Below are 21892 nucleotides of genomic sequence, written 5' to 3' on the forward strand. Positions count from 1 at the left end.
CCATGAAGCCGATCGTCCACAACACCGGCACCGTAAACCGGACCCGACCGCCATACATTGTGAACAGCCAATTGAAGACTTTGACGCCCGTTGGTACCCCGATGATCATGCTTGTGATGCCGAAGAAAGCGTTGACGCTCGCGCTGGCGCCCATCGTGAAGAAATGATGGAGCCAGACCGTGTAGGAGAGCACGCAGATCGCCATGGTCGCGAGTACCATCGAGCGATAACCGAACAGCGACTTGCCGGAGAAGGTAGCGGCGACTTCGGAAAAGACGCCAAATGCAGGTAGGACCAGGATGTAGACTTCGGGATGGCCCCAAACCCAGAACAGATTCACATACATCATCGCGTTGCCACCGGCATCCACGGTAAAGAAGTGAAAGCCAAGGTAGCGATCAAGGAGAAGCATTGCGAAAAGCGCGGTGAGCACGGGGAACGCCGCCACAATCAGCAGGTTCGCAGCGAGCGCCGTCCAGCAGAAGACCGGCATGCGCATGTAACTCATGCCGGGAGCCCGCATCTTCAGACTCGTCGTGACGAAATTGACGCCGCTCAACAAGGTCCCAATGCCGGAGATTTGCAGCGACCAGAGATAGTAGTCGACACCGACCCCGGGCGAGAATTGCAGCTCGCTAAGCGGCGGATAGGCGAACCAGCCGGTCTTTGCGAACTCGCCGACCGCGAGCGAGACGTTCGTCAGGAGAACGCCGGATGCGGTGAGCCAGAAGCTGATCGAATTCATGGTTGGGAATGCCACGTCGCGGACGCCGAGTTGCAGCGGGACGGCAAAGTTCATCAATCCGATCACAAGCGGCATGGCCACGAAGAAAATCATGATTGTGCCATGCGCCGAGAAAATCTGGTCGAAATGCTCGGGCGGCAGGTATCCTTGCGCTCCGCCGGCAGCGACGGCCTGCTGCGTGCGCATCATGATTCCGTCCGCGAAGCCGCGCACGAGCATGACCAGCGCCAGGACGATATACATGACGCCGATGCGCTTGTGGTCGACGGAGGTGATCCACTCTCGCCAGAGGTACGGAACGTAACCCTTGAGCGTGAGCCAAAAGAGCACGGAGACGATGGCGACAACCGTGCCGCCGACCGTGCCCATGATGATCGGCTGATCGAAGGGAACAGCACTCCAGTCCAACTTGCCAAGAAGCGTCATTTCTCTGCCCTCATCGATGTGGGATAGCTGCGGCACAACGCTTCGTCTGACTGCATGGAGACCATCCGGATGCTGTCAAACAGGCCAGGCGTGACCGAGTGATACGTGAATGGCGTTACGGCGGCGCTCGGCTTGGCGAGATCGGCATAGGTCGTCGAGTCCAGCACCGGACCGGCGCTGCGGATCGATGCGACCCACTGCGCAAAGCGCTCGGGTGGCATCGCGTCGACGTTGAAGTGCATATCAGCGAAGCCGTCGCCGCTGAAATTCGCGGACATCCCACGGTAGGTTCCGGAATAGTCAGCCCGCAGGTTCAGACGCGTCACCATTCCGGCCATGGTGTAGATCTGCCCGGCGAGCTGCGGCACGAAGAAGCTGTTCATGACGCCTGAGGAGGTCAGCTCGAAGCTCACCGGCGTGCCGACCGGAATCGTCAGGTGATTGACGCTCGCGACACCCAGCTCCGGATAGATGAACAGCCATTTCCAGTCGAGCGAGACGGCCTGAATCTTGATGGGCTTCGTCGAAGAGACAATCGGCTTGGGCGGATCAAGATCGTATGCACCAATCCAGGCCACAGTGCCGGTGAGCAATATGGTCATCAGCGGGATCGACCAGACGAGCATCTCGATGCGGCCGGAATGGACGAAGTCCGGCCGATAGCGCGCCCGCTCATTCGATGCGCGGAACCAGAAGGCAACGCCAAGTGTCGCAATGACCACCGGGATCACGATCGCCAGCATAATGCCGGTCGCGTTGATCAGGATCTGCCGTTCGGCAAGGGCGATGGGTCCCTTCGGATCGAGGACGCCTTCGGTGCAGCCACCGAGCATCGAGGCGCCGATCAGGACCGGAGCAAGAAAAACGTATCGCATGTCAGACCTCGCACATGCTGAGTTTGATGAGGGCGCCTTCGCTCGAAGCGGCGCTTGGCAAAGTATCGGCGTGTGTGGGTGCGATGCTGCGACCAGGCAAGGCAGTCATACGTGAGAACGAACCGCTACCGTGGTCGATCAGGAGAACCGCGAACAGTACGAACAGATAGGTGATGGAGAACAGGAATAGCCTGTGAGCGGCGGCACGATCGGCCCGAAGGCTATTATTCAGGCGGTATGCAAGCAGCAGGAAGATCGTGCCGCAGATCGCGACGATCCCGCCATAGACCGCGCCTGCAAACCCAAGGCCCACGGGTAGCTCGGAAGCGAGGACAAGGAGGCCGCTGTAGATCAAGATCTGCCGCGTCGTTGCGGTCCGTCCCGCAACAACTGGCAGCATGGGGACGCCAGCACGGGCATAATCATCGCTGCGATTGAGCGCCAGCGCCCAGAAATGCGGCGGCGTCCAGAGGAAGATAATGAGGAAAAGTGTCAGCGGCTCGAGCCCGATCTGCCCGGTGGCCGCGGCCCATCCGATCACCGGCGGAAGCGCGCCGGCGGCCCCGCCGATGACGATGTTATGTCGTGTCGCCCGTTTCAGCCACGCCGTGTACACGACGACATAGAAGAGGATGGTGCCGGCCAACAGCGCGGCCGCCGCCAGATTCGTCGCCAAGGCGAGAGTCGTGACGGCGATAATGCCAAGGACTAGTCCGAAGACAAGTGCCTCCGCCTTCGAGACCTTGCCGCGGGGAATTGGCCGCATCGCCGTGCGAGCCATGACCGCGTCGATATCGGCGTCGAACCACATGTTTAATGCACCGGCGGCGCCGGCGCCGGCTGCAATAGCCAGAATTGCGATGAAGCCATAGAGTGGTTCCAGGCGTATCGGTGCGATCATCAATCCAACGAGCGCGGTGAACAGCGAGAGCGCCATAACGCGCGGCTTGGCCAAACTGATGAATTGGCGCGGTCGCTCCACCGAGCCGAATCGTGAGGTCAGGCAAAGGCGCGACATCGAAATCGCGATGCTGTTCATGGTGGATTCCTCAAGCAGAAAACACGACTGGCTCGTTGAAGCACTCGCTATTCGGTGTGACGTTGTGGTGAGAGCTTCTCCGAACGCTTGGCGCGTAGTTCAAGGAGGCCGAGAAGAGTTTCGTCTCTCTCGGCTTCGAGCTCCTCGATGGTGCGCGATCCGACCTCGGCATGAACGGCGTCGATCAGCTTCTTCTGGACCTCGGGCGTGAGCACCGGCGAACCGAGTGCCTTCCACCACGTGGTCGTCGGGCCGGCAAACTGGTGAAGGAAATGCTCGATGCCACCCGCGCCGCCACCGAGGTGATTGAGCATCATGTTGCCCATGATGCCCCAGCGCAGGCCAGGGCCCCAGGAGAGCGCGTCGTCGACATCGGCGGCGCTCAGCACATCCTCGGCAACGAGGTAATAGACCTCACGTCCCAGCGCGGCCTGCAGGCGGTTGGCAACATGGCCCGGCATTTCCTTGTTGAGCCGTATCGCCTTCCTTCCGATCGATCTATAGAACTCGATTGCACTCCGGATCGTCTCTTCCGAGGTCTTTGCTCCGCCGACCACCTCGACCAGCGGGATCAAATGCGGCGGGTTGAACGGATGACCAATGACACAGCGTTCCGGATGTGATGTGGCGCCCGACTGGATGTCGCTCATCTTGAGTCCCGACGAGCTCGACGCGATGATCACATCGGACGGCAGCAGTTCATCGATCTGCCCATAAAGCTTTCGCTTGAAGTCCAGGCGTTCCGGCCCATTCTCTTGGACCAGGTGAGCGCCGACCAGCGCTTTCGCGAGATCGGGCGTGAACGTAAGGTTCGACTGCGATGCGCCAGGCGACAGACCCAATCGTTCGAGCGCCGGCCAAGCGGCCTTCACGAACTTTCTCAGCGCGACTTCTGCATCGGGCGCAATATCCGTCGCAACGACCTGCAGTCCCTTGGCGAGATACAGAGCTGCCCAGCTCGCGCCGATCACGCCGGTGCCGATGACGGCGATACGGCGAATAGCCTTGGTGTCGGTCATGTCACTTCTCCAATGCGTTGGTTAGATTTCGGCGTATGCGATGCCGGTCAGGTTGCCTTGAGCGCCGAGAAGCATCCGCTTGTCGGTCCCATCGAGATTCGCGACGTAGAGCGAACCAGCGAAGTCGGTCACGAACATGCGGTTGCCCGGCACATCGAGCGCGAGGCCGATGCCCTCCATCAAGTTCGAAACTACGATCTGCGGGATGTTCTGCGCAGGCTTCGCATCGACGGGCGCACGGTTCACCGTATTGCCGCTCGGCGGGTTGCCGCGGTCGGTCCAGTAGAGAACTCGATGGTCAAGATCGAGATCGAGGTCGATCGGCTCAGGCAAGCCGTTGAAGAAAACCTCGATGTCGCTGCGATTGGCCGCCGTCTCGCCCTTCGGGATCTCGATCCCGGCGCGCAAGATGCGGCCGACACAGGCGTTGTCGGCGCCTTTTTGCGTCCAGTAGATCTGTCTCTGCACCGGATCCACGGCGATCCCGACGCACCACCTCGCCTGGTCGCAGCGGTCGTTCGCGCCCGCTCCGGTCTGGACGAGAGTCTCGATCTGCGAGCCGTCAAGATTGCAGCGCATCACGCGCATTCCTTCGCGATCGGACCAGTAGAGCTTGCCGTTCGCCTTATCGAGATGGATTTGCTTAGGCGTAAACGTGCCACCCGACGGAACGATGAATCTGCGATTCTTTCCGTCGAGGTCAGCGCGCTCGATCGAGCCATCGTTCAGGCCCGGTACGACGCCCATGTTGGTCCAGTAGACATGACCGGCCGCGACGTCGACGACGATCCCGTCGGGATGGGGACAGTCGGCGGCGATGACCTGGGGATGCGAGCCGTCCGGATCCATCGACAGGACGCGGCCGCCGCTCAGGTCGAGAAGGAACAGCCGGCTAGAGCGGGTCGCGCCCGATGCGGCATTTATCTGCGTGGTATGGAGTACGGTCATGGTCTGTCCTTTTGTGTCGCTTCGCTGACGCCGGACTATTCGGCCGCGCGTGTCTTCGGCAGGTTGGTGAAATTGGGCGGCCGCTTCTCGCGGAAAGCCGTTAAGGCTTCGGAAGCTTCCGCGGAGTGCAAGCGCTCGCTGAACTCCCGGCTTTCGAATTTCGCGGCCACTCTGAGCTGGTCGACCCAGGCCTGCTTGATCAGCCGCTTGGAGGCACGCAACGCGCCGGCCGGTTTTGCCGCTAGCTTCTGCGCCGTCGCAGTAGCGGTCGCGAGCAGATCGCGATCGGGCAGCACACGGGTCACGAGGCCCAACTCCGCCGCCCGCTCGGCCGTGAACGGATCGCCGAACAGGAACATTTCCGCCGCCCGGAGATGCCCGACGCGCGCAGGTATCGAGAAGCTCGAAGCGAATTCCGGTACCAGGGCGAGATCGATAAACGGCAACTTGAACTTCGCGCTCTCGCCTGCGTAGACAAAATCGCAGTGCGCCAGCATGGTGGTGCCGCCGCCGACCGCGGCGCCTTGCACGGCCGCGACGATCGGCTTTTCGAACCCGATGAACGCGTTGATCAGGGCGGACTGCGGGGATTCGCCGGGCCCAGGCCGATTCTTGAGGAAATCCGCGATGTCGTTGCCGGCGCAGAACGCATCGCCGGCGCCGTGCCAGAGCACGACACGGACCGCCTCATCCTTGTCAGCTTCCCCGAAGATGCCGGCGAGGCTCGTGTACATGCCGGCCGTCAACGCGTTCTTCTGGGCCGGGCGATTCAGCTCGACCCGCAGGATGCCGCCGGAAATTTCCGTATTGATGTCACTCATTGCGTGCTGCCTCGTTCGATGGTTTTGCGACTAGGCCGTGCGTTCCTTTGCGCCCGGAACGGCACCGCTTTCGCGCAGGTTAGCGATGCTCTTGGCGTCGAAACCGAGCTCGCCGAGAATTTCCTCGGTGTGCTCACCGAGGCCGGGCGCACGCCGGGCCAGAACCTTCACGACGCCATGCACCTTGATCGGACTGCTGATCGTTGAGCTGACCTTGTCACCCGCGCCTTCCATCGGAACTATGATCTCGTTTTCGGTCAGTTGCGGATCATTGATCACCTCTTGCGGTCCGCGGACTTCTCCAAAGGTGACGTTCAGGCCAGCGAAGACCGAATGCCAATGCGCCATGGGGTGAGCGCCGAAAAGCTCGTCGAAGATGGCCGTGAGCGGTGTCATGTTCGCCATGATCTGCGCCGGACTGGAGAAGCGCGGATCGGTCAGCAGGTCCGCCCGGCCGATCGCCTTCACGACGGTCACGAACTTGTCGGGCGTGACGATAAGAACGAACCATGTCCCGTCGGAGGAACGATAGACGTTCATCGCTGCGTTGGCGGGATGCGTGCGATCGTGCATCGGAGGAAACTTGGCGCCGGAGAGGGCCGCCTGAATGGACACACTCGCCGACCACACACCCTGGGCAAGCAGCGAGGTCGTGACATATGAGCCTTTGCCGGTGCGTTCGCGCCGGTAGAGGGCAGTGACGATCGCGGAATAGAGACCGACCGCCGTGGCGTTGTCGCCGCTGCCGCCCACGGGCCAGGTCGGCGGCGCGCCGGCATCGCGAGTCATCGACAACAGCCCGCTGCGCGCCCAGTAAGCCGTGACATCGAAGCCAGGCAGGTCGGCATCCGGCCCGTTCTCGCCGAAGCCGGTGAGATCGGCGTAGATCAGGCGCGGGTTCCACCCCGCTACATCCTCATATTCGAGCTTGAGCTGCTTGCGCGCATGGTGCGGCGTATTGACGATGAACACGTCGGCCCAGTTGACGAGTTCGAAAAGAACCTGCTGCGCGCTTTGTGACTTCAAATTGAGCGCGATGCTGCGCTTGTTGCGGTTGGCGAGATGCCATTGATAGGGATCTTCGGACATCGGCTGGATCGGGGTCCGGTTGCCGCCTCGCCACATGTCGCCTTGCGGCGGCTCGACCTTGATGACATCGGCGCCGAAGTCGGCGAGGATCACGGCCGCGCCTGGTGCGGCGACGAAGCTCGAGAAGTCCACGACCTTTAGGCCCGAGAAGATGTTTTCGTTTGCCATTTGCGTTTCTCCTGAAATGATTGTGATCAACGCCCCGCGAAATGCGGTGCGCGCTTCTCGAGGAAGGCCGAGGTCCCTTCCTTCTTGTCCTCCGTTCCGGCGCACAGCCCGAAGTAGGACGCTTCGAGGGTCAGACCTTCGTTCTGGCTTGTCTCCATTCCGTTGTTCACGGCGTCGAGCGCATACTTGACGGCGATCGGCGCGTTGGCGGCGATCTCGTTCAGGATTGACTCCACACGCGCGATCAGGTCCGCGGCCGGGACGACTTCGTTGACGAGCCCGATGCGGTAAGCTTCCTGCGCGCTGATCAGTCCGCCCGACAGAATGAGCTGAAGAGCACGGCCCTTGCCGACGAGGCGCGGCAGCCGCTGCGTGCCGCCACCACCTGGAAGCAGTCCGAGCTTCACCTCCGGCTGGCCGAACTTCGCGTGCTCCACGGCGATGCGGATGGTGCACGCCATCGCGGTCTCGCAGCCGCCGCCGAGCGCAAAGCCATTGATCGCCGCGATCACCGGCTTGCCGAGATTTTCGATCAAGTCGAGGATCTGCTGTCCGGAGCGGCTCGACCGCTCCGCATCGATCGCTGTCGCTTGCGCGAGCTCGCCGATGTCGGCGCCCGCGATGAAGGCCTTGTCGCCCGCGCCCGTCAGGATGACGCCCCGCACGTCCGAGTCGTTCTGCGCATTCTTGAAGGCAGCCTCCAAGGCTGCCCATGTCGCCGCATTCAGCGCGTTGAGGACGTTGGGCCGATTGACCGTCACATAAGCGATCGCTCCCTGCTTCCTGTAGAGAACGTTCGCAAGCGTCAGCGCTTGCGAAGCGGTGGGGACGACCGCCGGAGACGGCGTCACTGTTGCTGTCGACATATCGATTGCTCCTGCCTGAGGGGTGGGCCGGCAGGCGAGCGCCGGCCCGTTGGCGACATCACACGAAGGCGCTGAGCCCGGTGATCGCCTTGCCGACGATCAGGTTCTGCATCTGGTAGGTGCCTTCGTAGGAGTAGATCGCCTCGGCATCGGCAAAGAAGCGCGCCACGTTGTAGTCGACCAGGATCCCGTTTCCACCCATCAGCTCGCGGGCCCAGGCGACCGTTTCCCGCGCTTTGACCGTGCAGAACGCCTTGACAAGCGCGGCATGCGCATCCGTCAGCTTGCCTTCGGCCTCCAGCTGCGCCGAGCGGACCAGCATGCTTTGACAGGCCACGATGTTGGCGAGCATCTTCGCCAGAAGATCCTGAACGAGCTGGAACGACCCGATCGGCTTGCCAAATTGCAAGCGCTCCTGGGCATACTTGAGGGCATTTTCGTAGGCGCCCATCTGGGCGCCGGTGATTTCCCACCCGGAGCCATACCGGGTGCTGCGCAGCGCCTGCGCAGCGTCGCGAAACGTTCCTTGGCCTCCCTGGAGACGATTTGCATCAGGCACGCGACAGTCGGTCATCGTGATCTGGCCGTTCTGCACGACCTTCAGCGCGATCTTGTTCTGCATCTTCTCGACGCTGAACCCAGGCGTCGTCTTGTTCTCGACGATGAAGCCCTTGACCTGGTTGTCGGCGACGTCGCGGGCCCAGACGATCGAGATGTCGCACCACGGTGCGTTACCGATCCAGCGCTTCTGGCCGTTGAGGATCCAGGTGTCGCCTTCGCGTTTCGCTGTGGTCGTGAGACCACGAGCAGCCCCAGAGCCCACGAGCGGCTCGGTCAGCGCGAAGCAGCCGACCTTTTCCATGCGCGCCATCTGCGGCAGCCACGTCTGCTTCTGCTCCTCAGTGCCCGCGATGTAGATGGAATTCATCGCGAGACTGGTGTGGACGCCATAGAAGGTACAGAACGACACATCAATTCGCGCGATCTCCAGGCCGACCAAACCGAACAGCAAGGGGCTTCCGCCCGGGCAGCCGTAACCATGCATGCCCAGACCGGCGATGTTCAGCTCCTTGAAGGACGGAAGCAGCTCGAGCGGGAACGCGTCCTCGACCCAGTACTTGTTGATGATGGGCTGGACATTCGTCTCCATATAGGTGCGGACCTTCTTCACGATCGCCCGTTCCTCGTCGGAGAGCGTTTCGGCGAATTGAAAGAAGTCGCTATTCGGCGGCGGAAGCTGCTTCGAGGGTTTCAGTGCGGTCGCGGTGGCCATGTCGATCTCCGTTCGTTGCAGGGCCTGCGGCTGCAGGCATCTCGTTCTCTCGCATCGAACCTAGTGAAGTGATCGGCCGAAGGCTTTGCATCGCGTGCTGTGGTTTTGTCATTTGTTGCGGGCGATCGGGGCGGCAGACGCAAATGCACGGATATTGGCCGCGCGGCATACTCAAGACTGTCTGAGGTGACGGCCGCGTTTGGAAAATGCCGAATGTGTGACGCGATCAAGTCGGCACAACCGGGCGCGTTCGACGTATTTCAGATCAGGTCCAAGCCAGAACGAGAAGAACTCGCCTCATGGTCAGAAACGCTGAGCGCCAGCGCAATATCCACCAACGATCGAGCAGCTTGCATCAATAGGGCTTTCGCGCGGCGCCCGGCGCTAATGTAGCGATGACGGAGGTTGCCAGATGGCTTGCTTGAGGGCACGGGCAAAGTGGTATCAGCTCAGGCAAGGAATAGAGTTTAGCGGCCAGCGTCACTCGAACCGGGAGCCAGAAAGATATAAATCGGCCTCCCGAACAACGCGACCAGCGATGCGCGTGTGGCGCGGAACAGGGAAGCTTTCAGCAGTTCCTCAGATGGGCTACCTGCTACTCTTGCCCAGACGGGGTCATCGCCGTCCTCACGCCGCCTGTGCGGCTGATAGCTTCGGCCGACTTGACAGGTCTTGCCGGCTCCGGAGAGGTCGCGACAGCGCTGCTTACGAAGCGACCCTGCACCGGTTTGGGCATCAGTTCGACCATCGCTGCATTGGGGCTGTCCGCCCGAGCAACCATATCGGTGGTGACGAGATTGGTCAGTCGCAATTCATCCCGAGACAGTTCATGCAGATCTTCCCACGGTGGCACGTTGAGCGAAAGCGACAACAGATCGCCCGCGCCGCCCATATCGAAGGTGTATTTGGCGAGGCGCCCGATATCGCGTTCCACGATCATCAGATCATCTGCGCTGTAGATTGCGCCCTTGGCATCATTGGCGCGGTCGCCGAGCCAGATCTGATGCACCCGGACATGAGCAGTCTCGGGCACGTAACGCGTCTTGCCCGACAGCAGAAGGAAGACGCACATCGATTCGCAATAGGCTACAGGCGCCATATTGGCGGGAGCACTCTGGGCGGTATTGGTCTGGACGCTGACGCCGACGGTAGTCAGTGCCCCAAGCTCGCGGAAACGCCTTCCAAGCGCAATCGAGGCGTTGACCGATCCGCCGCTGGAATCCAACACGATGGTCGCGCCGCCGAGCTGTCGCCCTCGGGCGAATTCATCAAAATCCCCCGGACTATCGGCAGTCACGACACCGGCCGCGCTGAGCCAGCCCCGGCAATTCGGCTGGCAATCGACCCAGGTGAACTTCATCGGCAGTTTGCGTTCTTCGAGGGCGACGCCGGCGTGCACCGAACCGCTCAGTACAGCCATCAATGCGATGCAAAGCGCGGCGCCGACGAGCAGCATCCATCCTCGGGTTTCCGCCCAACGAGCGCGATTAGACGCTCGATCGGAGATGCGCTCCGAGGATCCGGCCCGCGAGATTGTCGCCAGGTTGATCAAGAGCGAAACGGCAAGCAGGTACACTGGTTTCACGAACATGATTGCGTAACCTCGACCGGCTATCGGATGGGGTCGGCCGTGCCGCGGCGGTGCACATACCCCAGCGAGAGCTGTTGGTGCCTGGCCGGCGGCACGGCTTCAGAACCGGCGTTTTGCCTGGGTTGATGCTTGGTCCGCCAATTTGGGCCCGGGCCGCGCATGTAATGCAGTTCGGGCCGGTAGCTGTCGCGTACGTCCATGACTAGGTTGTGAACGACACGGGCGACGTCGGATGCTGACTCAGCTGTCCTGCGAGCAAAACCCGACAATCCGCTTGCATGTATGATTCTCATCCCTGGACTCCTCTGTCGTCTTGCCGTTCGATATCGGCGCCAGGCGAGCCGTGACGGTCGCCGCAACGCAGCTGTGACAGTTCTTGTGCCTTGCTTCATTGCAATCGAACATGGTGAAGGGACCGGCCGAATTCTTTGCATCGCCTGCTGTTGTTTTGTCATTTGCTGCTGGCGATCGGGGCCGCAGAGGCAGATACGAAAATGATGACGCGCGCAGCTTGACGCGAATCGCGCTCCTAACTCTCACGATTGATGGAATGTCGGAGCGGTCTAGGTGTAAGCTCAAGAATTGGTTTGATGAAAAGCTGATCTTTCTGCGTGATATCTGCCAGCGATTGCGCCCACGAGCGTTGGCAGAGGCGTGTCAGATTCAAGCCGGAACAGACAGAGCGCGTCTCAATGACGGTTCCGGTTGTTGCGATCCAAATGACTGGCGAAACTGACCGGGCGCGTGACCTGTTGCTTGCCTGAACGCCCGTGTGAAATTGGCCTGGCTGGCAAAGCTGAGCGACAGCGCAATATCCACTAACGATCGATCACCGTGCATCAGCAAGGCTTTCGCACGGTTGAGGCGCTTGGCGCTGACGTGGCGATGAGGCGATTGTCCGACGGCTTGCTTGAAGGCGCGGGCAAAGTGAAACCGGCTCAGGCAGGCAATCGACGCCATTTGATCAAGGGTGAGATCGCCCTCCAGGTTCGCTTCAATGTAGTCCAGCACACGCTGGAGTCTGCGCCGATCGAGTGCTCCTCGTGCGGGAGAGCCAATGGACTGGCTGGTCGATTCTCTAGTGCACTTCTGAACCAGCCTCGCCGCCAGGCCGGATGCGAGGCCTTCAATGAGGAGGCGGCCGGCGGAGGTTTCAGTCTGCAGCTCTGACGCGATCGCACATCCGATCTCGGCCAGCAACGGATCGTCGAAGGCATTTTCGTAGCTCAACCCGCCGACTACAGACTCACTGACGTTGATATCGAAATTGCCCGGAGAGAAGTGGGTAAGCGGAAGGTAGATATGCAAAACTCCGCTCATGTCGTCGGCGATATCAACCAATCCTTCCTGCAAATCGGGAGGAGAGAACCAAACTGTGCCTCGCCTTACGACTATCCGGCTTTCGATGCCCGGGGCACGCCGCGCGATGGACGATTTGTTGCCGCTGACATCGACGCAAATCCTGATCTCGGATTGCGGGGTCCGCCACGGGGCCACCGTTTTCCTGACACTGCACAATTGGGCCGACAGACCGGACCAGCCTCGATTCGTCGACGTTGACAGCAGGTTGACGCAGTCATGCTTCCCCCAAAAATCCAGGTATGGCCACGGCTCATTCCGGCCGGCGCCTACCAGTTGCTGTTGTCGAACGTCCATGAGGCGCTCCTGAAGAATTGGCCCACGTTGTTCGCCCCCCGGAATCCGGGCGACCGCCGTCCGAGATACGCGACATCACTGGTCTTGCAAGACGGCAGGCTTTCAAAACGCCCGCTGTCAGCAACCAATGACAAAGGGACAGCAACCAGAAACAAAGTTCATGGCCGATCGCCGCATCACCGTCGGCTTGTTCGATGGGAAGCGGCGGCTTTTTCCAGAGCAACGGTCGCGGTGAAAACCCGAGCTTTGCCTTGGCCCGGCTGTTGGAGGCACCCGTCAGCTTCGTATGGTAGTAGACCGCTTCCTCGCCAGCCATCTTCAGCGCCTCTTCCACGCTCACGCGTGACGGCTGCTGCGCATCGACCCACCGAGCGAAGGCCGGCAGCCATTCGGAAACGGACAGCGGATCGTCGTCCACGACGTTATAGATGCCGGGTTCAGCCGTCACTGAGGCAACGGTTGCGGCGACGGCGTCGTCGATGTGGACGAAGGACCAGACGGCGTTGCCTTCGCCGATGATTGCCGACTCGCGATTGCGCGCCTGCTCGGCGATGGCTCCGTCCGGGCGGTACCACGTACCGGGGCCGTAGAAGAAGCCATAGCGCAAAATCACGCCCTCCAGGGCTTCCGACACCAGGACACGATCCTCATAGGCTCCGATGGCGCGCGTGCTCTCGCCAATCTCGCCGGGCGCTTGATAGCGAAGTTTGGCAGTCTCATCGGCGAGCCGCCCTTCGGAAGCATCGAGGTAGAAGCCACGCGACTGCAGGATGTAGCGCCTGACGCCGAGCTGTTCGGCCGCAGCGAGCAGGTTTCCCCCGCCCTCTCGATGAAGGCGAGTATCGTTGGGCATGGACTTGATGATGTCGGCGGGATTGGCGGGAAGCCAGGTCAGCTGGTCAATCACCACATCCGGCGCCGCCGCTGCGATCACATCGCGCACCGCCTTCGGATCGAAGACATCGGCGGCGCAGGCCGAGGCGCCAAGTTCGCGGAGTCGATCTGCGCCTGGACCGGCGCGTGTCATGCCGGTTACCTGATGACCAAACGTGCATAGTGCGCGCACCAGCGGAAGGCCTACGGCGCCGGTGGCGCCGGCAACGAATATCTTCATAGCGAACCTCCGTGGTATTCGCGCTCTGACGCGCACTCTTTTTCAAGCAATGCCTGCGGCGCTTTTAGAAGCCCATGGATGCGCGGGTGACGCGAAACTCGAAAAAGCCGAACGCCAGTGCGACATCCGTCCCGACGTTGATGACAGTGACCTCCGGCTGGTTTCGCCCGCTGCCGCACCGCTCAGGCGGCGAGGCTGGAATGAACTGCCTCGAGACGTTCAGACTTGTTGTTCCGGACTTCGATGGCCTTGACGGAGTTTTCAAACGCCTTTTCCAGAACGCGCCTGCCGATCGTTCCGAGCACGAAACCGAGCAGCCGCCCCCAGAGGTTTTTGCCGTCGCGTACGACCACCACGTCAATGTCGGTCATTCCGTTGGGCTGACGGGTAAAGGTATAGACGTGGCCCGACGCGCCACCCCACACGTTGGAGTCGATCGTGTTGAGGACGACACGACCGGGATCGGACCAGTCGTAATACAGGCGTTCCCAAATCCCGCCGGAGCCTTCTGTGACGTCTGCATGCGAGCCGCCGCGGAGATGCACCTTGAGGTACGCGTCGGCGCTGTTGCCGAAGAGCTTCGAGCGCCCAGGTCCGAAATCGGTCAGTCCGGCAACGTATTGCTCTGGAGTCGCAGTGGTGGTCCGATGAAGGTGGATGGTGGACATGTGCAGCTCCATTCCGCATCACGGCTGTTCAAGTTGAGTTGAGGCTCAGTTCACAGCTACGTTGGCCTTGCGAACGAGTGCGTTGTCGCCTTCCCGGCTGATCTCGATCGCTGCCGCTTGTTGCGGCGTTGAGAGAACCACGCGCTGACCAGGTTCAAGGACGGACACGACGCGGATCGGCGTTCCTGCCTCACCCTGCGCAAGCGTGGCGACGACGTGAAAACCGTCACGCTCGACCGTGTAGTAGGCGATCCCCGATATACCGCCGAGGTCGATGCTCTTGCCCTCGATCGGGCGCAGGCCATCAGCATGGGCGACCGCCGCGGAGGCGAGACCGAATGCAGCGGCGAAAAGAATACTGCGGATTGACATAGCGATTTCTCCTGTTGGGTTGACTAGCGAGCAAGGCCAGATTGCTGATCATCACAGCAATTCGCCGCCCTGGTGGATCCAGGTTCCGTTGACCGAGTGGACGATTGGTGCGTTGTCGTGCTGCTTGCTGTCGGGGTTGGCCGGCGGGAAAACACTGTCGTAGTGCGCGCGGGCTTCTCGTATCAGGCGGCGCCGTTCACGCTCGGCTTTCGGGATAAATTGGATAACTTCACCCATATTCGCCTCCATCTGTGACGCCGTGTTCCGGCGGGTCCTGGTTGGCAGATGGGGCGACGGGGCCGGGTCAACAGGCGGGAAAATCGGAAGACATCCTTCCAGATTTTGGAAAGCCGGGACCGGGTGCTGACGCTGAAGTAGCAAGCAGGAGAAAGCCGGGGGTGGGATTGCTACAGATGCGGCCCACTTCCTGGCGCTTAGAGGGGCCGCATCTTTCAAGAGCGCGGCACGCAGCGTCCCGCCAATGCCGGCCTACTCGGCGAAGACTTTCTTCAGCCGAGGCGCAGCGAAGTCCAGGAAAGCACGGATCTTGATCGGTAGAAACCGGTTCGCGGCATATACGAGATTCACCGGCATTGACGGTGGCTGGAATTCATCCAGCACAGTTGTCAAAGGTCCTTCCCCCGGAGCAGCCTCGATTTGATAGATAAAGGCGATGGAAATTCCGATGCCGGCTCGAGCAGCCGCACAAGCCGCTTCAACGCTACCGACGATCAGCCGCGTCTGCACCGGCACTACTATGGTCGCCTTGTTCCTGACGAATGTCCAGGAATCGGGCAGCGAGAAGCCGGCATAACTGATGCAATCATGGCTGACCAGATCTTCCGGCGTGCGCGGCGTTCCGCGTGCCGCTAGATAGGCAGGACTGGCGCACACCACTCGGCGCGTCCTGCCGAGCCGTAACGCGACAAGGCTCGAATCCGGCAATTCGCCGATGCGCACTGCGACATCGATTTGCTCCTGAGCCAGACTGAGCTTCTGATCGGTCGGAATCATCCTGACCTTGATATCCGGATAGGCTTTGAGGAAGTCCGCGATGATCGGCATGAGAATGACACGCCCGAGTCCCAACGGGGTCGTCACCGCCAGCTCGCCCGTCGGTGCGGCATACTCGCCGGAAGCCGAACGCTCCGCTTCGCTCACATCGGCAAGAATTCGCTTGCAGGCCGCAACGTAGGAAGTGCCTGTATCGGTCAACACCAGCTGCCGGTTCGATCGGTTGAAGAGCTTCGCGTGCAGGTGAGACTCGAGCTCGGACACGTTGCGGCTCACTGTCGTGAGCGGCGTCTTCAACCGCCGTGCCGCCGCTGACAGGCTGCCCTGCTCGACCACAGTCAGAAAGGTCGACATCGCTTCCAGGCGATCCATCGGTGCCCCTTCCATAATTTGGAAGCATTTCTTGCGATCTTGCCATATCGCCCCAGATTTCGGAAGACGGCATCCCTTGACGACTGGGCCGGATAGCCCTGTCGGGCGATCTTCCGCAACTCGGAAGGACCCTTTCCATACAGGGCCCCTTTTTAGGGTCGGCCGTCCAATCGATCTCCTTGGAGGAAGGCGTCAGAAGCCTTTCGTCAAACACCGACAAGGAGAGTTCAATGACACGACATGTCGAAGCCTACCGATACGAAATCGAGCACGGTGATGACGCCGACTTCGTCGCATATCAGCGCAAGTCGAGCGATGGCGTCTGGCAGACGATTTCCGCGTGGATGATTCCGCAAACGGCCAGTCACTGAATGCCGACCAGCCGTTGGCATACCGCCCTCTGAGCATTGAAGACCAAGCGGAGCATTGTCGGGCGATATCTTCCGACTTTGGCCCGAACTTGCACGCCGGCGCCCTCGCCGGCGTCAGCAGCAACAAATGACAAAACGATAGCAGGCGGTGCAAAGCCCACGGCCCATTATTCCACTACTTCGCTTTTGTAGAGAGCAAGAGCGAGCCACTGCTCGACCCTCGCACGGCCACCAGGGGTCTGCTTGCCATGCCGATACGTCAGTACTTTGTTTGGGTGGGCAGTGCCCTTCGTGGCGCTGTTTGCCGCAGGTTGGTGGCTTCCAGATCCCGTTGCACATACGCCTTCTACTATTATTCCCAACGAGAGGGTCAATCTGCGCATCCGCTCGGATCACAAATGGCCGGAGCGTGTGGTGTTCGATACCGCGCATTCGGTCGGGCCGCTCGCCGCTGAGTCCGGGCCCAAGCCGGACGCCGTTCCGAACCAAGACCTCGGCTTCCAAGTCGAGCAAAGCAATCCACTCGACGCGTTCGCAGCGATGGACGGTCCCCAGGCCACTCCGCCAGCAACAAATGAAAAAGCGACAGCAATCCGAGCAAAGTCGCGACCACTCACACATCCTATGACTCGCGCAGCCAAAGCCGAATGATCAGGAGCTGGACATGAACGACGTTTTTACCCTCGCCGTGTTCGCCGCCAAGGTGCTGTGCCTCATCGTGTTCGTATCCGTCTTGAAGCCCGACGGCAGTATCGGCGCCGCCTGGACATCGACGGGCGCCTCCGATTGCACCGACGCGTCCGGAAGTGCGGGCATGCGACTTGAACGCCTCTACAGCGGCTTCGCAAGCCGACGTCAGGGCCGGCATTGCACGTCCGAACGTCCTGCGATTCAGAAGCAATAGTTCACAGCCGAAATCGTCATGACTCAAACCTCCTCATTCTGGAATCGTCATGCTGCCCTCGCCTTTTCGCTGAGGACGTTTGCAGCAGCAATGCTGGCATTCTCGATCGCGCTTCTGCTGGACATGCCGCGTCCTTATTGGGCGATGGCATCGGTCTACATCACGTCCAACGTGTTCACGGGAGCGACGACCTCAAAGGCTGTCTATCGCATCTTGGGAACGCTGATCGGCGCGGCAGGGACCATCGCGCTAATCCCGAACCTCGTCAATTCGCCGGAGTTGCTCAGCCTCGGCATCGCGCTGTGGGTCGGTATTTGTCTGAATCTCTCGCTGATCGACGGCACGCCGCGCAGCTATGTGTTCATGCTCGCCGGCTATACCGTGGCGCTGCTTGGGTTTCCGATCGTCACTATGCCTCAGGCGACTTTCGACATTGTGGTCGCCCGCGTGCAGGAAATCACGCTTGGAATCGTCTGCGCGAGCGTCGTTGCGATGCTGGTACTGCCTCGGAGTGTGACTTCTGCAGTCACCGCACAGGCCGACGCGTGGCTCGTCGGTGCGCGTAAACTTGCTGTCGACGTCCTCACCGGCAAGGGCAGCGACTCGGCGCGTGACAACGAACGCTTGCGTCTTGCCGCAGCAGCTTCCGAAATCGACCAGCTTGGCCGCCATCTTGCCTACGAGACGACTGCTTCCGCAAATGTGTCGCGAGGCTTGCAGCGCCTGAGGAACCACATGCTGTCTCTGCTTCCACTGTTGGGATCGATAGAGGATCGCCAGCTCGCGCTCAACTCACACGAACGGGCATCAGCGCATGTTCCTGCAATCAGCGCGAGGATAGCGGAATGGCTCGGTGGCGGCGGTAGCGATGAAAGAGAGGCCGATGCGCTGCGGGTATCGCTTGATCAAGTTCGGCCGGCGCTGAACGTCGACGCCAACTGGACCGACATTGCAATCAGCGGCCTCACCATCCGCCTGCGCAATCTGGTCGATGTCATGCAGGACTGCCAGCTCCTGCGCGAAGCGATCGCCGACGATCGCAATCCCGATTCGCTTCCACTCGTTTTCTTTGCTGGCCCGTCGGCTAAGGCCGTCCCGCACCGGGACTACTGGTCTGCGTTCTTGACGGCCGGGTCCGTGGCCCTTGCGGTCCTGGTCTGCAGCTGTTTCTCGATCGCGACCGGCTGGTCCGACGGCGTGGCCGCTCCGCTTTTCGCCGCCGTCGTCGGCAGTTTCCTCGCAGGCGTAGACGATCCCCTTCCCACGTTTCGCAATTTTTACGGGCTATTCCTCGTCGTTATCGCCATACACGGAATCTACCTGTTTGGAGTCTTGCCGCGGATCACGACCCTCGAGATGCTAATCGTAGCCCTCATGCCGACTTTCCTGCTATTCGGCTGGATGACTGCGCGGCCTGCGACCGCGCGCGTCGGCTCAATACTTGCCATCTTCATCTCCGTGCAATTGGCGTTGACGGACACCTATTCGGCCGACTTCTTGTCCTATGCCAACTCCAGCGTGGCGCTGATGCTGGGTGTCGCCCTGACCGGCGTCACCTGCGGCATCGTTCGCCTGCTGGGAGCCGACTGGATCGCAAGCCGGTTGCTTCAAAGCAATTGGACAACACTTGCCGCCGTCGCTGAACGCAAGTCAGACCAGGATCCCTTTGCGCTTGCCAGCCTTATGCAGCATCGCCTGGCTCTGCTTGCCGCGCGTATCACCTTGGTTCCTGCTGATGCGAGGAACGACGCCGCCAGTCTTCGCCAGCTTCGAACGGCGCTGAACGTTTTAGGCGTGAGGCGGGCGAGCTCTGGCTTGTCACGCCAGGCCAGGGCAGCGACCGAAGCATTCTTCGCTCGTCTTGCCATGATTTGCAGGACCCACACGGCTGGTCCCCTCCCCGATGGCTTGGTCGGACAGCTCGACGACACGATTGCACTCATCTTGCAGGAGTCGTCGAGCGATACCCGCGATCAGGTGCTGATGGGACTCGGCGGCGTTCGCTCCGGGCTCTTCCCGGAATCGCCGGCCTATCAACCGCTGGAACTCGAACACAGGACAGTTGCCGCATGAAATACGAACTGGATCTGTTCGGCGTCATCGTTCCGAGCCTCCTGCTCTGGAGCGTGATTGCCTATGTCCTCGCCCGCGTCGTGAGCAGGCTGATGCGGCGGACCTGTCTCTATCGCCATGTCTGGCATCCCGCCTTGTTCGATTTCGCGCTGTATGTCTGCATCGTCACTAGCCTCGTCTTCGCTTCCAAGGAGTTGTTCTCATGAACGCACCTGTTTCGCTCCCGAAAGCCTTATGGCGCGGGTTCACGATGAAGTGCCCGAACTGCGGTCAGGGCCATCTGTTCGGCCGGTTTCTGAAGGTGGTCGACGGCTGCGAGGTTTGCGGCGAAGATTACACGCCACAACGCGCCGACGACCTTCCGGCCTATCTTGTCATCGCTGTCGTTGGTCACCTTGTCGTACCGGCACTTCTTGCCGTCGAGATGGTCTATCCGCCCCCCGCCTGGCTCCAGTTGCTGATCTGGCTACCCGTTACCGGGCTCGCGGCATTCTCTTTGTTGCAGCCCGTGAAGGGAACAATCGTCGGCCTGCAATGGCAAACCGGCATGCATGGCTTCGAAGCCGCCAGGCAGCGCCGGGAGAGCGAAGCCCGCGATGGTGTCGCGCCCCTCCTCGTCTCCAAGGAGTTAGTGTCATGAAGGATGTTCGAAATTCGTTGCGCCGCTTCGCACCAACCGGTCTCATGCTGCTGCTCGCGCTTTGGGCCGGCTACAAGCTGTGGGACTACTACTTTGATGCGCCCTGGACCCGCGACGGTCACGTGAGGGCCGACGTGGTGCCCGTAGCGCCCGATGTCTCCGGTTTCGTCAGCGAAGTACTGGTGAAGGATAACCAGCAGGTCCAGCGCGGCGACGTGCTGTTCCGGATTGATCGGGCGCGCTACGCCATCGCGCTGGAGCAGGCCCAGGCGGTGCTGGACGCCAGGCGTGCCACGCTCGACAACGCGAATGCCGACCTGAAGCGTTACAGCGCGCTGACAACCGACGTCGTTGTTTCCAGACAGAGGATGGATCAGGTCGTCGCCACGCAAGCCACGGCAAAGGCGAACTGTGATCAGGCGGTCGCGGACCGCGCGCTCGCGAATCTCAATCTCGAACGCAGCGAAGTGCGCGCCTCCGTCAGCGGCATTGTCACCAACAACGAGCTGCGGCCGGGCGCCTACCTGACCCCCGGCAAGGGCGTGATGGCACTGCTCGACACGGACACGCTGCATGTCCAGGGCTATTTCGAGGAAACCAAGCTGCAGCGCATCCACGTCGGCGATCCCGTCGCGGTGCGGCTGATGGGAAGCAGCCACGTGTTGCAAGGCAGGGTGGAGAGCGTTGCGGCCGGCATCGAAGACCGCGATCGCAGCAATGGCTCCACCCTTCTTGCCAACGTCAACCCGACTTTCAACTGGGTGCGGCTCGCCCAGCGCGTCCCGGTCCGGATCGCGCTCGCCCGCGCCGAAGAGCGCGACGAGCTCGTCGCCGGGGCTACAGCTACGGTCGAGGTGCTGGAATCAACACCGAGCGCCGGCGGTCGCCTAGCCCAGGACCGGCCGAGCACATCACAGCGCCTTGCATGTCGGGTAGTGCGATCCACGTTCCGGTCCTCGCAGTCCTGCGGCTGACGTTCCGCGCGACGCTCGCTAGTTACGCATCCGGATAGGAAGATCACATGATAACCGCAATACGACGCCAAAGTACGACGAACTGCGTCGCTCGGTCCCGGACGCTAGTCATGGGGCTTTTGGTGGCCGCCGCTCTTTTTCCCTTGTTGCGGCCTCGGCCTCCTGCGAGGGCACCGTCTCCATTCTCCCCTTTTGGCGATGTTCACGCGATCGCGTTCATTGGCGATAGCGCGGACACGGCCACCGCGGGGCTGCGACGTCCAAGGATAATGAGCAGGCCCCAGCCTTGTTCGGCACGGACACCGAGCTGCTCACTCAAGGCGAGCTTGCGACGAGATGGAGCGGGGTAAAGTTGCAGATTGCTCGTGAGCTCCAAATCGTGGATCGGTGCCGCAGGGAGAATGAGTGCCCAGCTGGCGCACAGAGGCTCATCGACTTGAGTTCGGAAGGTGCTGGACGAAGCGGCCGCGCCAAGGTGGGCTTTATCAATCGAGCGGTAGATCTCGCCATTAGTCCTACCGATGATGAAGCGCAGTGGCGCCTGCCCGACCATTGGAGCTCGCCATTCGAGACCCTTCAAGCCGGTCGAGGCGACTGTGAGGACTATGCGATCGTCAAATACGCGGCGCTGCTGGACGCCGGCATTTCCGAAGCTGATCTGAAGATCGTTCTCTTGAAGACCGTGTTCCCGAATGAGGATCACGCGGTGATCGCGGCGCGTGTCGATGGCGAATGGCTCATCCTTGACAACCGCACACTGACGTTGGTCCACGACACGGATCTTACTCGGGCGGCGCCGAAGTTTGTCCTCGACGAGGTAGGGGACTGGCGCTTCGTCTCGAGAAGTCGGCCTCCTCTGTCTCTTATACACATC

The 21892-nt window shown here is 61.1% G+C and carries 23 protein-coding genes and 1 pseudogene; 8 read left to right on the forward strand and 16 right to left on the reverse strand.

What is annotated here, in order from left to right; genetic code table 11:
• The 16 genes and pseudogenes from Q2941_RS44505 to Q2941_RS44580 all read right to left on the reverse strand — a co-directional run.
• Nucleotides 1-1171, reverse strand: a 1171-nt coding sequence (locus Q2941_RS44505; protein ID WP_458196540.1) for a cbb3-type cytochrome c oxidase subunit I, incomplete at its 3' end; no start/stop codon positions are given.
• The gene (gene cyoA / locus Q2941_RS44510) at nucleotides 1168-2046 is read right to left on the reverse strand and encodes a ubiquinol oxidase subunit II (protein ID WP_458196541.1); all 879 of its coding nucleotides are present in this window, start codon (nucleotides 2044-2046) and stop codon (nucleotides 1168-1170) included. The genes Q2941_RS44505 and cyoA, both read right to left, overlap by 4 nt.
• A gap of 1 nt (nucleotide 2047) precedes the next feature.
• Entirely contained in the window at nucleotides 2048-3085 is a 1038-nt protein-coding gene (locus Q2941_RS44515) for a heme o synthase (protein WP_458196542.1), read from the reverse strand.
• Between the two features lie 47 nt (nucleotides 3086-3132).
• Nucleotides 3133-4104: a 3-hydroxyacyl-CoA dehydrogenase NAD-binding domain-containing protein gene (locus Q2941_RS44520; protein WP_458196543.1), complete on the reverse strand. Its 972-nt coding sequence runs from the start codon at nucleotides 4102-4104 to the stop codon at nucleotides 3133-3135.
• A gap of 21 nt (nucleotides 4105-4125) precedes the next feature.
• Nucleotides 4126-5052 carry a 3-hydroxyacyl-CoA dehydrogenase gene (locus Q2941_RS44525; protein WP_458196544.1) on the reverse strand — a complete coding sequence of 309 codons (927 nt, stop codon included), beginning with the start codon at nucleotides 5050-5052 and terminating at the stop codon, nucleotides 4126-4128.
• Nucleotides 5053-5087: 35 nt separating this feature from the next.
• Entirely contained in the window at nucleotides 5088-5873 is a 786-nt protein-coding gene (locus Q2941_RS44530; protein ID WP_458196545.1) for an enoyl-CoA hydratase, read from the reverse strand.
• A 30-nt stretch (nucleotides 5874-5903) separates the two neighbouring features.
• Nucleotides 5904-7130 (reverse strand): CaiB/BaiF CoA transferase family protein, encoded by a 1227-nt coding sequence (locus Q2941_RS44535; protein ID WP_458196546.1) that lies wholly within the window; start codon nucleotides 7128-7130, stop codon nucleotides 5904-5906.
• Between the two features lie 26 nt (nucleotides 7131-7156).
• Nucleotides 7157-7996, reverse strand: coding sequence for an enoyl-CoA hydratase-related protein (locus tag Q2941_RS44540; RefSeq protein WP_458196547.1), 840 nt, complete (start codon nucleotides 7994-7996; stop codon nucleotides 7157-7159).
• Between the two features lie 58 nt (nucleotides 7997-8054).
• A complete protein-coding gene (locus Q2941_RS44545) occupies nucleotides 8055-9269 on the reverse strand; it encodes an acyl-CoA dehydrogenase family protein (protein WP_458196548.1) in 1215 nt (404 codons plus the stop codon).
• A gap of 595 nt (nucleotides 9270-9864) precedes the next feature.
• Nucleotides 9865-10725, reverse strand: coding sequence for a COG3904 family protein (locus tag Q2941_RS44550; RefSeq protein WP_458196549.1), 861 nt, complete (start codon nucleotides 10723-10725; stop codon nucleotides 9865-9867).
• 798 nt (nucleotides 10726-11523) lie between these two features.
• Entirely contained in the window at nucleotides 11524-12516 is a 993-nt protein-coding gene (locus Q2941_RS44555) for a helix-turn-helix domain-containing protein (protein ID WP_458196550.1), read from the reverse strand.
• 211 nt (nucleotides 12517-12727) lie between these two features.
• Nucleotides 12728-13630: pseudogene (locus Q2941_RS44560) on the reverse strand (NAD-dependent epimerase/dehydratase family protein); the annotation flags it as partial.
• 182 nt (nucleotides 13631-13812) lie between these two features.
• The gene (locus Q2941_RS44565; RefSeq protein WP_458196551.1) at nucleotides 13813-14298 is read right to left on the reverse strand and encodes a hypothetical protein; all 486 of its coding nucleotides are present in this window, start codon (nucleotides 14296-14298) and stop codon (nucleotides 13813-13815) included.
• Between the two features lie 45 nt (nucleotides 14299-14343).
• The gene (locus Q2941_RS44570) at nucleotides 14344-14670 is read right to left on the reverse strand and encodes a hypothetical protein (RefSeq protein WP_458196552.1); all 327 of its coding nucleotides are present in this window, start codon (nucleotides 14668-14670) and stop codon (nucleotides 14344-14346) included.
• 51 nt (nucleotides 14671-14721) lie between these two features.
• Nucleotides 14722-14907 (reverse strand): hypothetical protein, encoded by a 186-nt coding sequence (locus tag Q2941_RS44575; protein WP_458196553.1) that lies wholly within the window; start codon nucleotides 14905-14907, stop codon nucleotides 14722-14724.
• Between the two features lie 252 nt (nucleotides 14908-15159).
• Nucleotides 15160-16056, reverse strand: coding sequence for a LysR family transcriptional regulator (locus tag Q2941_RS44580; RefSeq protein WP_458196555.1), 897 nt, complete (start codon nucleotides 16054-16056; stop codon nucleotides 15160-15162).
• Nucleotides 16057-16286: 230 nt separating this feature from the next.
• On the opposite strand from Q2941_RS44580, the gene Q2941_RS44585 reads away from it, so the two are divergent.
• The 8 genes from Q2941_RS44585 to Q2941_RS44620 all read left to right on the forward strand — a co-directional run.
• Nucleotides 16287-16427 carry a hypothetical protein gene (locus Q2941_RS44585; protein ID WP_458196556.1) on the forward strand — a complete coding sequence of 47 codons (141 nt, stop codon included), beginning with the start codon at nucleotides 16287-16289 and terminating at the stop codon, nucleotides 16425-16427.
• A 291-nt stretch (nucleotides 16428-16718) separates the two neighbouring features.
• Nucleotides 16719-17078, forward strand: coding sequence for a hypothetical protein (locus Q2941_RS44590; protein WP_458196557.1), 360 nt, complete (start codon nucleotides 16719-16721; stop codon nucleotides 17076-17078).
• Between the two features lie 13 nt (nucleotides 17079-17091).
• Nucleotides 17092-17331: a hypothetical protein gene (locus Q2941_RS44595; protein ID WP_458196558.1), complete on the forward strand. Its 240-nt coding sequence runs from the start codon at nucleotides 17092-17094 to the stop codon at nucleotides 17329-17331.
• 18 nt (nucleotides 17332-17349) lie between these two features.
• On the forward strand, nucleotides 17350-19404 hold the full coding sequence (locus tag Q2941_RS44600) for an FUSC family protein (protein WP_458196559.1): 2055 nt from the start codon (nucleotides 17350-17352) through the stop codon (nucleotides 19402-19404).
• On the forward strand, nucleotides 19401-19610 hold the full coding sequence (locus Q2941_RS44605; RefSeq protein WP_458196560.1) for a DUF1656 domain-containing protein: 210 nt from the start codon (nucleotides 19401-19403) through the stop codon (nucleotides 19608-19610). The genes Q2941_RS44600 and Q2941_RS44605 overlap by 4 nt, the downstream gene beginning before the upstream one ends.
• Nucleotides 19607-20044: a DUF983 domain-containing protein gene (locus tag Q2941_RS44610; protein ID WP_458196561.1), complete on the forward strand. Its 438-nt coding sequence runs from the start codon at nucleotides 19607-19609 to the stop codon at nucleotides 20042-20044. The genes Q2941_RS44605 and Q2941_RS44610 overlap by 4 nt, the downstream gene beginning before the upstream one ends.
• The gene (locus tag Q2941_RS44615; RefSeq protein ID WP_458196562.1) at nucleotides 20041-21018 is read left to right on the forward strand and encodes an efflux RND transporter periplasmic adaptor subunit; all 978 of its coding nucleotides are present in this window, start codon (nucleotides 20041-20043) and stop codon (nucleotides 21016-21018) included. The genes Q2941_RS44610 and Q2941_RS44615 overlap by 4 nt, the downstream gene beginning before the upstream one ends.
• A 286-nt stretch (nucleotides 21019-21304) precedes the next feature.
• Nucleotides 21305-21892: transglutaminase-like cysteine peptidase (locus Q2941_RS44620; RefSeq protein ID WP_458196563.1), on the forward strand; the 588-nt coding region annotated here is incomplete at its 3' end.

It is taken from the genome of Bradyrhizobium sp. UFLA05-153 (genome assembly GCF_054185185.1).

Excerpts from the sequence above, each read along its gene's own strand:
- Q2941_RS44530 (WP_458196545.1), bottom strand. The coding sequence starts at position 5,873 with ATGAGTGACATCAATACGGAAATTTCCGGCGGCATCCTGCGGGTCGAG.
- Q2941_RS44550 (WP_458196549.1), bottom strand. The coding sequence starts at position 10,725 with ATGCTGCTCGTCGGCGCCGCGCTTTGCATCGCATTGATGGCTGTACTG.
- Q2941_RS44610 (WP_458196561.1), top strand. The coding sequence starts at position 19,607 with ATGAACGCACCTGTTTCGCTCCCGAAAGCCTTATGGCGCGGGTTCACG.
- Q2941_RS44515 (WP_458196542.1), bottom strand. The coding sequence starts at position 3,085 with ATGAACAGCATCGCGATTTCGATGTCGCGCCTTTGCCTGACCTCACGA.
- Q2941_RS44600 (WP_458196559.1), top strand. The coding sequence starts at position 17,350 with ATGACTCAAACCTCCTCATTCTGGAATCGTCATGCTGCCCTCGCCTTT.
- Q2941_RS44525 (WP_458196544.1), bottom strand. The coding sequence starts at position 5,052 with ATGACCGTACTCCATACCACGCAGATAAATGCCGCATCGGGCGCGACC.
- Q2941_RS44540 (WP_458196547.1), bottom strand. The coding sequence starts at position 7,996 with ATGTCGACAGCAACAGTGACGCCGTCTCCGGCGGTCGTCCCCACCGCT.
- Q2941_RS44580 (WP_458196555.1), bottom strand. The coding sequence starts at position 16,056 with ATGGATCGCCTGGAAGCGATGTCGACCTTTCTGACTGTGGTCGAGCAG.
- Q2941_RS44595 (WP_458196558.1), top strand. The coding sequence starts at position 17,092 with ATGAACGACGTTTTTACCCTCGCCGTGTTCGCCGCCAAGGTGCTGTGC.
- Q2941_RS44575 (WP_458196553.1), bottom strand. The coding sequence starts at position 14,907 with ATGGGTGAAGTTATCCAATTTATCCCGAAAGCCGAGCGTGAACGGCGC.
- Q2941_RS44565 (WP_458196551.1), bottom strand. The coding sequence starts at position 14,298 with ATGTCCACCATCCACCTTCATCGGACCACCACTGCGACTCCAGAGCAA.
- Q2941_RS44555 (WP_458196550.1), bottom strand. The coding sequence starts at position 12,516 with ATGGACGTTCGACAACAGCAACTGGTAGGCGCCGGCCGGAATGAGCCG.
- Q2941_RS44615 (WP_458196562.1), top strand. The coding sequence starts at position 20,041 with ATGAAGGATGTTCGAAATTCGTTGCGCCGCTTCGCACCAACCGGTCTC.
- Q2941_RS44585 (WP_458196556.1), top strand. The coding sequence starts at position 16,287 with ATGACACGACATGTCGAAGCCTACCGATACGAAATCGAGCACGGTGAT.
- Q2941_RS44520 (WP_458196543.1), bottom strand. The coding sequence starts at position 4,104 with ATGACCGACACCAAGGCTATTCGCCGTATCGCCGTCATCGGCACCGGC.
- cyoA (WP_458196541.1), bottom strand. The coding sequence starts at position 2,046 with ATGCGATACGTTTTTCTTGCTCCGGTCCTGATCGGCGCCTCGATGCTC.
- Q2941_RS44535 (WP_458196546.1), bottom strand. The coding sequence starts at position 7,130 with ATGGCAAACGAAAACATCTTCTCGGGCCTAAAGGTCGTGGACTTCTCG.
- Q2941_RS44605 (WP_458196560.1), top strand. The coding sequence starts at position 19,401 with ATGAAATACGAACTGGATCTGTTCGGCGTCATCGTTCCGAGCCTCCTG.
- Q2941_RS44570 (WP_458196552.1), bottom strand. The coding sequence starts at position 14,670 with ATGTCAATCCGCAGTATTCTTTTCGCCGCTGCATTCGGTCTCGCCTCC.
- Q2941_RS44545 (WP_458196548.1), bottom strand. The coding sequence starts at position 9,269 with ATGGCCACCGCGACCGCACTGAAACCCTCGAAGCAGCTTCCGCCGCCG.